Origin of the sequence: Vibrio rumoiensis 1S-45, from assembly GCF_000286955.2 — a bacterium.
GTDB lineage: Bacteria > Pseudomonadota > Gammaproteobacteria > Enterobacterales > Vibrionaceae > Vibrio > Vibrio rumoiensis_A.
Window position 1 is genome coordinate 104,256 of the sequence record NZ_AJYK02000003.1, and the last position, 12,953, is coordinate 117,208.

Consider the following 12,953-nt stretch of genomic DNA (forward strand, 5'->3'; position numbering starts at 1 on the left):
GTTATCCGCCCAGAATCAAAAATTAACGGTGGTGAACGATGCTGCTTACTGCCGCTAGTTCTGCCGCATCTTGTTCTTGTTGTTCTTGGCGCTCACGTGCGTCCAATACTTCTTTAGTGATTAAACCTTCTTCGATTTCGCGTAGAGCGATAACCGTTGGCTTATCATTTTCTTCAGGAACCAATGCATCTTTGTTGCCAGTTTGCATTTGACGAGCGCGGCGAGCCGCAATTAGGACTAGGTCGAAACGGTTACCGACTTTTTCAACAGCGTCTTGGACAGTTACGCGTGCCATGATGACTCCAATTAGTGAATTTTATTTAGAATGACGGGAAATTATACAGCCTTAACGCTAGAGATTCTAGCAATAAGACACTTGCCCGATTATTTGTGTAAAAAGAAAGAAAAACTGTCGACTATTCAGACAGTAAGGCTTTCAACATGCCGTTATATTTAACCGCTTGTTTATCTTGTTTTAAGCGCTCAGCACGAATAATGGCTTTGAAGTCCATTAATGCAGCGTCAAAGTCATCATTGATAATGAGGTAATCGTATTCATCATAATGAGATATTTCCGACTTTGCCTTGCTCATACGGCCAGCAATGACTTCTTCACTGTCTTGGCCTCGAGTGTTTAAACGACGCTCTAGTTCACCATTGGATGGCGGTAAAATGAAGATGCCTTTCGCTTGTGGCATTTGCTTGCGGATCTGGCGTGCACCTTGCCAATCAATATCGAGGAAAACATCAATTCCTTTATTGAGCGTTTCTTCAATCCAAACGCGGGAAGTCCCGTAATAATTACCAAACACTTCGGCATGCTCAAGAAATACATTTTGATCCATGAGTTCAAGAAAATGTTGTTTTTCAACAAAGTGATAATGTACTCCATCTTCTTCGCCAGGGCGTTGATCTCGAGTGGTATGAGAGATAGAGACTTTCATCGCGTAGTTAGGGTTCTTTTCTAACATTGCTGAAATCAAGCTCGATTTACCTGCGCCGCTTGGAGCAGAAACAATATAAAGTGTACCTTTACCGACCATTATCTATTCACTTTTGTTGGGTATCATCATTAGCATTTTAGTGGATTGCGAACATTTGCAATATGCACTAAAACCATAAGGATAAAAAAAGGGGAGCGAAGAGTAGCATAAGCCGATCCTGATTTGAATCCTGTGAGTGTTATTTCAGCGTTAGTGAAACTCGCATCTTGAGGTGACTTGGGTATACTAATGTCGTGTATCGCTAAGTTAGATGACCGTATGTCTGAACCGTCCAATAACGCTATTTTTCCCTCTTCACTGCACGATGTCATTGTGACGTCTCCTGTCATGCGGTTTCGTCATAACGATGAATTACCAGAAAGTGCGGATCCACAACAAGAAAACTTTGCTACCGAAACCGCGGTTGCTTTGATGTATAACGGTATTTCACATACGGTATTAATGTGTACAGCTAAGCACTTAGAAGATTTAGCCATTGGTTTTTCTTTATCGGAAGGCATTATTGATCATGCTCGTGATATTCATGACATTACATTGGTCAACTCCGCTAAGGGCATGGAATTACATATCACGCTTTCAAATCGATGCATTGAGCGCTTAAAGCAAGTGCGTCGAAGTATGGCTGGGCGAACAGGCTGCGGTATTTGTGGCTCTGAAAGTTTAGATCATGTTGTGCGCACTTTACCGTCTCTTGCTCATACCACTATTCTTCCTTGGCAAAAAATAGATGGCATTTTACAACAGCTGAATCAGCGACAATTGTTGAACCAAATCACCGGGGCGACTCACGCTGCGGCGTACGTTTCGTCACATGGTGAGGTGCTGGCAGTACGTGAAGATATTGGCCGTCATATTGCTTTGGATAAACTGGTTGGGCACATAGTGAGAAATAAGCTCAGTGGTGGCGCGATTTTAGTGACCAGTCGAGCCAGTTTTGAAATGGTGCAAAAAACGGTGAGTGCAGGAATTGAAGTGCTACTGGCGATTTCAGCGGCGACCAGTATGGCTGTCGAATTGGCGCAACAATCGAATTTAACCTTGGTGGGTTTTTGCCGCCCCGGGCGCGCTGATGCGTATACTTACCCTGAGCGATTGATTGTGAAGCCTGAGTCGTCAGTAATATGAATCAGTAACTAAGAGTAATAAAGCCTAGTCGTGGAAAGTAAAAAGGCAGAACGCTGTACGCTCTGCCTTGATTTATTGGCTGTTATTAACGCAATACTGACCGATGTATGAATCGCTAATAAGAGACGACATCAATATTTTCGGTGGTTTTTGCGCTGCGCTTTATCGTCACCACAATTGCCTTGGATACTGGCGTATGGCTTAGATCTCCACTGTCATGCAAAGCGACCAAAGGATTTGCTTCAGGGAAGTAGGCTGCAATATTGCCTTCTGGAATGTCGTATTCCACCAACTTAAAACCGTAAATTTCACGCTCATGCTGGTCGGCATACAAAGAACGAATATCGACACGATCACCGGCTTGCATGCCAGACTCTTCAATGTCTTTCTTATTCATAAATAGCACTTTACGTTCACCGAATACGCCGCGATAACGATCATCAAAACCATACACTGTGGTGTTGTATTGATCATGAGAGCGCATGGTTTGCAGCACAAATACGGCTTGGTCGCTCATTTTACGCAATGTTGCCGGTTGTAAGTGTTCAGGTAATGAATGAGCGTTAAATTCCGCCTTGCCACTTTGAGTTTGCCAATTATTATCACGCGCTGAGTTGCCCAAGTAGAAGCCGCCCGGTTGCTTGATCTTCTCATTGACGCCACTAAACCCTGGGATCACTTTTTCGATTAATGATCGAATGCGATCGTAATCTTCAATCAGGGATAACCAATCAACTGGTGAGGATCCTAAGGTTGCTTGAGCCATGCCTGCTACGATCGCCGGTTCAGATCGCATCTCGCCTTGATCGTTATTGTGCTTGTCATTTTCAACCGCGCCATAAGAGGCGTGTACCATGCTAAATGAATCTTCAACTGTCACGCATTGTTGCCCGCCTTTTTGTAAGTCGACATCAGTGCGACCAAGACAGGGCAGAATCAAGGAATCTTTACCCGGCGATAAATGAGTGCGGTTTAATTTCGTAGCAATACTGACCGTTAAATTGCAGCTTTCTAAAGCTTGTTGGGTGAGTCTGGTATCGGGGGTTGCGGAGACAAAGTTACCACCTAAACCAATGAAGACTTTGCTTTCTCCGGCCAGCATGGATTTTATCGATTCCACCACATTATGGCCGGGCTCGGTTGGGGCTTTAAATCCAACGGCTTCTTCTAATTTGGCAATAAAAGCGGCAGATGGTTTTTCGTTAATCCCCACGGTGCGATCGCCTTGCACATTACTGTGACCACGCACCGGACACACGCCAGCGCCTTCTTTACCAATCTGACCGAACAATAATTGCAGGTTCACCATTTCTTGAATGGTTTTAACTGAATGTTTGTGCTGAGTAATGCCCATCGCCCAAGTAATAATGACGCGTTCAGCTTGGCGATAAGTGTCGGCTGCGGTTTCTAATTGTTGTTGAGAAAGCCCTGATTGCTCGACAATTTCGGCCCAGCTGGTGGCATCGACTTGTTCTAAATAAGCTTGCATGCCGTTAGTGTGTTTTTCGATGTAATCATGGTCGAAAATAGAGTCTTGACCTTGAGCCAACTGCTGCTTGTCGACTGCGTATAGCGCTTTAACCATGCCGCGGATGGCCGCCATATCACCACCTAATTTAGGAGTGAAGTAATGGCCGCTGATTGGCGTTGAGCCATTGGTGATCATCTCAACTTTATTTTGTGGATTGGTGAAACGTTCTAGACCACGTTCTTTTAGATTATTAAAAGAGACAATCGAAGCACCACGACGCGAGGCCTTGTACAAGGTATCCATCATTCGTGGGTGATTAGTAGCTGGGTTTTGCCCAAATAAGAAGATGGCATCAGCCTTGGCAAAATCGTCCATTCGCGTGGTGCCTTTACCAATACCAATAGATTGCGCTAAAGCGACACTGGTTGCTTCATGGCACATATTCGAGCAATCGGGAAAGTTGTTGGTGCCGACTGAGCGCGCAAATAACTGATACAAAAATGCCGCTTCATTACTGGCTCGACCTGATGTGTAAAATTCGGCTTGATTGGGGGAATCTAATTGCTTTAAGTGCTTGGCGATCAAAGCGAACGCGTCATCCCACTCAATGGCTTCATAGTGATCAGTGTGTGCGTTATAGCGAACCGGCTGATTAAGGCGACCTTGATACTCAAGATAATAATCACTTTGTTGGCGAAGCCATTTTACAGGGTGTTCAGCGAAAAATTTGCCATCGACTCGGCGGCTGGTGCCTTCCCAATTAACCGCTTTTGCTCCGTTTTCACAGAAATGGAAAAACCCTTTTTCACCGTCTTCACCCCATGCACAACCCGGGCAATCAAAGCCTTTATCTTGGTTGGTGCGCAGTAAATTACGAATGTTTTTAGCGACGTTTTCACTTTTTAATAAATGTTTACTGGTACTGAGTAAGGCCCCCAACCACCTGCGGCGTGAGTATATTTTTTGATAGCCATGAAAGCATCCTCTGTGGAGGTAAAAGTAAACGAGTTCGATGATAAGAAAGGGAACTCTGAAAGTGTAATTGGCTTTTATGCTTTAAAAGATACACCCTAAACTGTGTTTGATTCAAGGCAACAAATGAGAACGGTCGGGATTTTTGAGGGAAGATAAAACAAGCGGAATGCAAATAACTGATAAAACTATAAATAAAGAAAAATTTGAAAACAGAGAAATCAGCACGTTTTATTTAATTATTCATTTAATTAGAAAAAACGTGCTAATAGAGAACAGATTAGCGAATGGATTATTGGTGAAGCGACGCTTTACGGTTACCGACCAACACGGCGATCACCGCGCAAACTGCAAGAATAAAACAATAGTAAGAATTGGCGACAATGGCTAAAGGGGACAAGCCAAACACAGAACCAAGTAATAACACTTGAGCGCCATACGGCAAGATGCCTTGAGTCACACACGAGAAAATATCTAAAATACTCGCCGAACGTCGAGGGCTCACACCATTTTCTTGTGACAGTTCACGCGCGACACTGCCTGAAACGATAATCGCAACGGTATTATTGGCGGTACAAAAGTTGGTGAGAGTCACCAATGCGGCAACCCCCAATTCACTGGCTCGGGAATTAGCGCGAGGTGAGTGTTTACTCCCAAAGCGATGAATGATTTTACTCACTTGTTGCGTTAAGAAGGTTAAGCCGCCTTGTTGGCGCATCAATTCACTTAAGCCACCAATCAGCATCGAGAGTAAAAAGATTTCCTGCATGTTGCCAAAACCGGCATAAATATCTTTGCTCAAGTGAGTGAGGGAGTAATCCGGCAATGAATACATGCCAACCATACCGGCTAAAATAATCCCGAATGACAACACCACAAATACATTCAAACCGGAGACGGCCAAAATTAAGATGGTGATATAAGGCAATACCTTTAACCACTCTATTGAGCCGGTTTCTGGGGTTTGAGTTGCGGCACTACTGAACGAAAAAATAACCATAGCAATCAAAGCGGCAGGTAAGGCAATTTTAATGTTTTCGCGAAACTTATCTTTCATCTCACAGCCTTGTGATCGCGTGGCGGCAATGGTGGTGTCGGAAATGATCGATAAGTTATCGCCAAACATTGCGCCACTTAAAACGACGCCTGCGGTTAAGGGCAGGCTCATTCCAGCTGAGTGAGCAATGCCCATCGCAACTGGTGCTACCGCGGCTATTGTGCCCATTGAGGTGCCCATTGCGGTGGCAATGAATGCCGAAATTAAGAAAATACCCGGCAAAATCATGCTGGTTGGAATTAACGACAAGCCAAGATTAACCGTGGCATCAACGCCACCCGAGGCTTTGGCTACCGCAGCAAAGGCGCCGGCTAATAAATAAATCATGCACATGGCGATAATATCGGGATGCCCCACGCCACGTAAAAACTGTTCAATCGCTTTGTTGAGTTTTTCTTTGCTTAAAATGATCGCCACAATGATCGCGGGTAACGTCGCAATGGGGGCTGGTAATTGGTAGAAAGCGAAATCGACGCCTTGGTAGGTTAAGTAGGCACCAACGCCAATGAACAAAGCCAGAAAAACACCAAGCGGCAATAAAGCCAATGCCGAAGCGTGTTGAGAAGAGTGAGAAGGTTCTGACATGTTGCACCATATAAAAAATCAACAGGGCGCGCAGAGTAAAGGGCAAAGCGATAAATGTCAAATTTAGACGTCTAAATGTCTGGATGCTTATTTGCGTATTGGGTGCTGATTTGGGGGAGCATGATTTAGACAAAAAAAGACCACGGCATCGCGCAGTGGTCTCAATGCTCAAATGAAAGCGATTGGTTTACAGTGAAATCGTAACGACTTCGCCATCCACCGTTAGCTCTAACGTGTTACCTTTAATTTGATGTGCAACCGTCACTTGCTCGCCATTGTTCTTATTGGGAACCAGCAAGGTTAGGATGTTGTGCTCTTTTGCTGACTTGAATTCAACTTCAACATGGCGATGCACTTCTAAATCGGCAAACTCAGCCGGATCAACTTCACCAAAGCCTTCAACATTCTTAACGGAAAGAATATTGTCTGCACTGTCATTAATGAATGACACATCAAGGTGCGCCTTTTCACCTAAAATCGTAAAGCCTTTATCGGCTACTTCAGTGGTGAAGGTGGTGTGCATTAACCAAGTGAGATCTTGCTCTGTGCTCAAGCTTGCTTTGTCTTGCATCACAAACACTTTGCCTCTCACAAACCAAATTTTACGTTTGTAAGACTCCAGCTCTGGCACAAAGTATTGATACGACGCAGTGGCATCACCTTCAACAAATTTCACATCAGACTCGGTATCGTAATCGGTGATGTTTCCACCGGCTTCAATACAGTAACGATCTTGGTGCGCTTCAAAGCCGGTATTCTTGTTTTCACCATACTGACCTTTGCCACCAAATAATGGCAGGTTTTTAGAGAAAGTATGACGACGCCATTTGGTGTGCATATCAACACCAAAGCCACCGTAGTAACCGGTAACCGAAGCCAGCGTTTCACCAAAGGCATGCAGGGTGAAAGCATTTTGATCGGCATGTGAATGACTGATCGAGCCAAATGGGCTGCATTTGAACACCATATGAATATGCTCATCACGTTCCGTCATTTTATTATGGAACGCGGCCCAACCAGTAATAGGGAAGACTTTCAGCAAAGGATCATTTGATGGTGCTTGCTCTTGTGGCGCATCCCAAAGAATATTGAAGCGTAAATCGTCATAACCAAAATCCCACCAACCGTAGTTATAGAATTTAGTATGCGCTTCTGTATCACGATCTTTTAATTGATTGTAGTACCAAACATATTCTGGCTTTTGGTTCACACCAGCATAATGCTTAATGTTGTAAGCCAATTTTAAACCCGGGAAATCACCGATAGATGACTGATCACAGAAGCTTGCGCGCTTAGAGTGAACCGGCATGCAATAAAGCGGGAAGTCGCCGGTATTCTCGTAAAACGTTTTGTTAAACAGATTAATGCCGGTGTAGCTCTTCATTAAATCAAACGCTTCACCTAGGAATGCCGTTTGAGTGTTCCAGTAATCTGGGCCTTCTGCCCAGCCACCATCTTCACCGCCCCATGGTGGGTAGTGAACCGCGTAGTACTCTAGAGCGTAGGCAATGTACTCACCTGCTTTAGGGTGATCATGGTAGAGCGCGATACAAGTTGGGATGATCGCCGAAGAAATAGAACGAACCCCGTGGCTGTTTAGTGGGTTGTTCAGTAGATCAACGGTGACTTTAAGGTGGTGCATGATCTCATCGAGACGTACCACTAAAGCATCTTGAACCGTTTGGCGTTCTTCATCGGTGAAGTAGGCGTGTAGCCAGTCATAACCCCAAGCCATCGCCGCAATAACACGGAATGCCGCTTCATCGTTATAACCACGAGAGGTGACACCATCTGGATCATAAGTGGCCAGTTTTAATGTCCATGCTTTCGCTTTGGCAATAAGTTCTTCGTCTTCTTTAACGATACCGGCAATCGAAAGGTTACGAGTGGCGTTCATCGCCATTTGGCAATCCACATACATCTGACGCCAGTAAGGACGCCATAAAGAAGCTTTACCGACGGTTTCTTCTGGGTAAGCTTGAGGCTCATCGTAAGGTTCGGTATCTAGGAATTTAGCGGTTGAGTTATTAAAGAAATCATCAAACATACAGAATGATTCATCTTCTTTTACTTTGGCTTTAAAGGCAGCCAGATCTTTACTTTGAATAAGAAGACGTGGGCGGGCTTCGCTCAAATTATCAAGAAAAGATAAGTCAAAATCTCGTTTTTGTACTTCAATTGGCATGATGTCAACTAAGTTACCTGCCGAGGTATCGTTCTCTAATTTTATTTTCCTGATCGCATCAAGAGACTTTTGGTTACTCATAATTACTCTCTTACTCAAATATAGATTGATAATACCTAGCTTTATTAGCGAATGAACGGTAACAAATGTAGGCACTGGTCATTTTACTAAAAACAATAGTGCTATTGTAGTACAAATAGAAATGAAGATATAAAAGATAGCTCTCAATTTTGAACAGAAGTTGGTTTTTGGTGAGGGGGATCTTTGTAAGGAGGAGTGAATGTGTCAGTCTAGTTTTAGAGTTATCGGGCTACATATCATTATCGATAGAATGATAATATCTAGACCTTAATGTTTGGTGATACTGGCAAAAAATCTAATTGCTGAATAAGCACACACCAATAAATTGATCGCGTTAACCTAGAATAAAAGGATCGTTATGCAACAGGTTGGAATTTATGAGCAGTTAATTACACAGCTCATTGAAAGCAGAATAGATCGTGATCGTTTTTATGTAGGGGAGCGAGAATTAGATGCCAGTGAAGCGTCTGTTTGGCTTTCACGTTTTTTATCTCATATATTGCAATACGCGATCAATACGATTCCTTCTGGTCAGAATCAAGTTCAGCAGCAGATTGAATTTTCCAACCAGTTATTACTGTGGTTAAAAGATAAAATTTCTGATGATGAGTTCATTGATGAAAACTTGCTTGATAGCCAAGGTCGCATTCTCACTTCTCTTTATGAATTAGATAACCCAATTGCGGCCAATTTAAAGCAATATTCTCAAGATGTATTCCCCTTGACTGGCTTGACCCAAAGTGAATTATTTTGTGGCAGTAATGCCGGGTTGTCTCTTGAATCTGAATTAAAACGAGAGATATTGTCATCAGATAAAATTTATTGGTTAGTGTCTTTTATTAAATGGACCGGTATCCGAGTTTTTCGTAAGGAGCTTGAAGAGTTCACGCGTAGTGGTCGAGAGCTGAAAATTATTACTACCTCGTATATGGGGGCGACCGATGCGAAAGCGGTTGAGTTTTTAGCAAGCCTACCGAATACCGAAGTTAAACTGAGTTACAACACCAACAGTGAAAGGCTGCATGCCAAAAGTTATTTGTTTATGCGGGATACTGGTTTTCATACCGGTTATATCGGTTCATCAAACCTGTCTTTTTCTGCCTTAACTAGTGGCTTGGAATGGAATTTAAAGATCACTTCACAAGAAATACCGCATGTCATTAATAAATCGTTAAGTACATTTGAAACCTATTGGCAATCGGATGAATTTGAGTATTTTGATGGTGAAGTAGAAAGTAAGCAAAAGTTAGTTAATGCATTAAATGTAGCGAAAGTGGGCTCAACGAATCAAACGGCTTATTTCTTTGATATACAACCTTATGCCCACCAAAAAGAAATATTAGAACAACTCTCGGTTGAGAGGGAGTTACATCAACGCTTTCGAAACCTTGTGGTCGCAGCAACGGGGACTGGGAAAACGTTAATTTCGGCTTTTGACTTTGCACGCTTTATCAAGCAAAAGCCTGATGCAACTTTTTTATTTGTCGCTCACCGAGATGAAATATTAAGACAGGCGCAAGCCTCTTTTCGTGCGGTGCTACGTAACTCATCTTTTGGTGAGTTATTGGGTAATGGTGAAAAGCCTACGCACTATCGTCAATTGTTTGCATCAGTACAAAGCCTTAATAATCAATTGGAAGATTTACGTTTAGCGAAAGATTATTATGACTACATTGTGATTGATGAAGCTCATCATATTTCCGCAACCAGTTATCGAGGGTTTATTAACTATTTTGAACCTCATATTCTATTAGGGTTAACCGCAACACCTGAGAGGCTCGATGGTAGTGATATTGTGCAGGATTTTGGTGGTGTCATCGCGGCTGAAATTCGTTTGCCAGAAGCGATAAACCATCGACATTTGTGTCCATTTCAATACTTTGCCATTGATGATGATACCGACTTGAGAAGCATTAATTGGAGCCGCGGTCGTTATGATATTTCCCAGTTAACAAATCTTTATACTCACAATCAACAGCGAGTGGATAAAATTGTTCAAAGCATGGACGAAATTGTCACGGATATAAGCAATATCAAAGCGTTAGCCTTTTGTGTGAGTAAAGAACATGCTAATTACATGTGCCAACAATTTTTATTGAAAGGCATTAATAGCGATGTACTGACGAGTGATAACTCGCAAGATCGTCAGTTGAAAAAACAAATGCTAGAAAGTGGCCAAGTGAATATCTTGTGTGTCGTTGATATTTTCAATGAAGGTGTGGATATTAAACAAGTTGATACGCTATTGTTTTTAAGACCAACCGAAAGCCTGACTATTTTTCTGCAGCAACTTGGGCGTGGTTTACGCTTAGCCGATGAAAAGCAATGTTGTACTGTGCTCGATTTTGTCGGTAACTCACGGCCTGAATACGATTTTTCACATAAATTTAGATCATTGGTGGGAAAAACCAACCACGCCATCAGTGATGAAATTAAACAAGGCTTCCCACACGCCCCTTTGGGGTGTCGAATCGAACTCTCGAAACGTACCCAAGCGATGGTGTTGACTAATATTAAACAGGCTATATTGAATAAGTCGCGTTTGATCGCTTTGATCCGGCAGTTTCCTCATCATTATGATTTAACGTTAACGCTCGAACATTTTTTAAAAATGCACCCTCATATTTCACTTGAAGACCTTTATAAAAGAGGTGGGTGGAATGAACTTACAATGGAAGCCTTCCCTCATCATGTTCGTGAGCAATCAGAAAACGTATTAGCTAAAGCGTATTATAAAGCGATCAATACTCGCTTTTTAACTTGTGATTGCTACCAGTTTTTGAGGTTTGTTTATCAACTTGTTTGTCATGATTTTGTTTTAACCGATGAGATGGATAAGCGAATGGCTTTGATGTGTCATTATGATTTTTGGCAAGAATCTGGTCAGAAAATGGGTTTTGCGACATTAGAACAAAGTTTACGTACACTGCACCACCCAGAGTTTCAAGTTGAATTGCAAGATGTATTAACCATGTTAATCAATCGCATTTCTCATCAACAAGTTCCCATGTCAGAGGATATTGCATCGCCTTTGCAGATCCATGCGCGTTATACACGTGAACAAATACTATCTGGCTTTACTGCTTCAACTTTTGAAACTCGTTCTTCTGCTCGTGAAGGCGTGCTGGATTTAAAAGATCAAAATATTGAGTTGTTGTTTGTAACTTTAAATAAAAATGAGAAGCAATTTTCGCCAACCACCATGTACCACGATTACGCGATCAGTGAGCATTTATTTCATTGGCAATCACAAAACAGTGCAAGACCAGATCGTGGAAAAGGGCTGAGTTATATCGAACATAAAGTCACAGGTAAACGGGTTGTATTGTTTGTGCGAGAGCAATCAAAAGATGAATATGGCCGCACAATGGGGTTTGTGAATTTTGGTGAAGTAGATTATGTGTCTCATTCGGGCAGCAAACCAATGAGCATCACATGGCAACTCAAACATGAAATGCCTGCATTTATGTGGAAGCAAGCAGCTAAGTTGGCGGTGGGGTAACTGCTAAAAACAACAAAAAGCCCTCAACAAAGAGGGCTCATTTAGTATAGATTACAGTGCTATTGATTACTCAATATTCTGAATCTGCTCACGCATTTGCTCAATCAAGACTTTCAATTCCACACCCGATGCCGTGACATCGGTACTGATTGACTTAGACGCTAGTGTATTTGCTTCACGGTTAAATTCTTGCATCATAAAATCGAGTTTACGGCCACAGGCGCCGCCTTTTTTCATGATGTTGGTGGCTTCTTTTACGTGAGAATCAAGGCGGTCTAGCTCTTCTGCAACGTCTGACTTTTGTGCCAGTAAGATCAGCTCTTGCTCTACGCGTGAGCTGTCGAGTTCAATGCTGGCTTCTTCGAATTTTTTCAAGAGACGATCACGTTGCCATTGTAAGATCTCAGGCATGCGAGCTCGCACTTTGGTGGCTTGTTCGGTAATGGCGGTTAAACGCTGCTCGATTAGCGCTTTCATGTTGTCGCCTTCACGGCCACGGGCATCGATGAAATCGCTCATCGCGTCTTCAAATGCTTCAAGTAATTCTTTTTGAATGGTGTCCATGTCTTGCTCTGGTGCTTCCATCACGCCCGGCCAGTTCATCACTTGGAATGGGTTGATGCGAGATTCTTCACCGGTTAGAGACATGACTTGATTGGCTGCCTTGATCACTTGCTTAGCCAGATCTTCATTAATGTTAAGATCGTTTTGCGCTTTTGAGTTGGCTTCAAAACGTAGGTGACATTCCACTTTGCCGCGTGCTAAGCGCTTGCGAAAACGCTCACGTAAGATTGGTTCTAGGCCGCGAAATTGCTCTGGTAGGCGGAAGTACGTTTCAAGGTAACGTTGGTTGACACTGCGGATTTCCCACACTGCGTTGCCCCAATCTGATTTGATTTCTTTGCGGGCATAAGCGGTCATGCTGTAGATCATTGGACTTTCCTAAAAGCAAGAATAAGGATAATTTTCTA

7 protein-coding genes and 1 pseudogene are annotated in these 12,953 nt (G+C 42.9%); 2 read left to right on the forward strand and 6 right to left on the reverse strand.

Annotation, left to right across the window (positions count from 1 at the left end; translation table 11 throughout):
* Positions 1 to 22: 22 nt before the first annotated feature.
* Positions 23 to 295, reverse strand: coding sequence for a DNA-directed RNA polymerase subunit omega (gene rpoZ, locus A1QC_RS00980; RefSeq protein WP_017025405.1), 273 nt, complete (start codon positions 293 to 295; stop codon positions 23 to 25).
* A 121-nt stretch (positions 296 to 416) separates the two neighbouring features.
* Complete coding sequence (gene gmk / locus A1QC_RS00985; protein ID WP_017025406.1) at positions 417 to 1,043, reverse strand: guanylate kinase; 627 nt, start codon at positions 1,041 to 1,043, stop codon at positions 417 to 419.
* A 189-nt stretch (positions 1,044 to 1,232) separates the two neighbouring features.
* Here gmk and fdhD point away from each other — a divergent pair, with 189 nt between their 5' ends.
* The gene (fdhD, locus tag A1QC_RS00990) at positions 1,233 to 2,129 is read left to right on the forward strand and encodes a formate dehydrogenase accessory sulfurtransferase FdhD (protein ID WP_017025407.1); all 897 of its coding nucleotides are present in this window, start codon (positions 1,233 to 1,235) and stop codon (positions 2,127 to 2,129) included.
* 115 nt (positions 2,130 to 2,244) lie between these two features.
* Here the strand turns inward: fdhD and A1QC_RS00995 are convergent.
* The 3 genes and pseudogenes from A1QC_RS00995 to A1QC_RS01005 all read right to left on the reverse strand — a co-directional run bounded on the left by A1QC_RS00995 (position 2,245) and on the right by A1QC_RS01005 (position 8,480).
* Positions 2,245 to 4,574, reverse strand: a pseudogene (locus A1QC_RS00995) (FdhF/YdeP family oxidoreductase).
* Positions 4,575 to 4,864: 290 nt separating this feature from the next.
* Entirely contained in the window at positions 4,865 to 6,214 is a 1,350-nt protein-coding gene (locus tag A1QC_RS01000; RefSeq protein WP_017025409.1) for a Na+/H+ antiporter NhaC family protein, read from the reverse strand.
* 187 nt (positions 6,215 to 6,401) lie between these two features.
* A complete protein-coding gene (locus tag A1QC_RS01005) occupies positions 6,402 to 8,480 on the reverse strand; it encodes a DUF4962 domain-containing protein (RefSeq protein WP_017025410.1) in 2,079 nt (692 codons plus the stop codon).
* 358 nt (positions 8,481 to 8,838) lie between these two features.
* On the opposite strand from A1QC_RS01005, the gene A1QC_RS01010 reads away from it, so the two are divergent.
* A complete protein-coding gene (locus A1QC_RS01010; RefSeq protein WP_017025411.1) occupies positions 8,839 to 11,982 on the forward strand; it encodes a DUF3427 domain-containing protein in 3,144 nt (1,047 codons plus the stop codon).
* Between the two features lie 66 nt (positions 11,983 to 12,048).
* On the opposite strand, the gene A1QC_RS01015 is transcribed toward A1QC_RS01010, so the two are convergent.
* Entirely contained in the window at positions 12,049 to 12,915 is an 867-nt protein-coding gene (locus A1QC_RS01015; protein WP_017025412.1) for a YicC/YloC family endoribonuclease, read from the reverse strand.
* Positions 12,916 to 12,953: the final 38 nt, after the last annotated feature.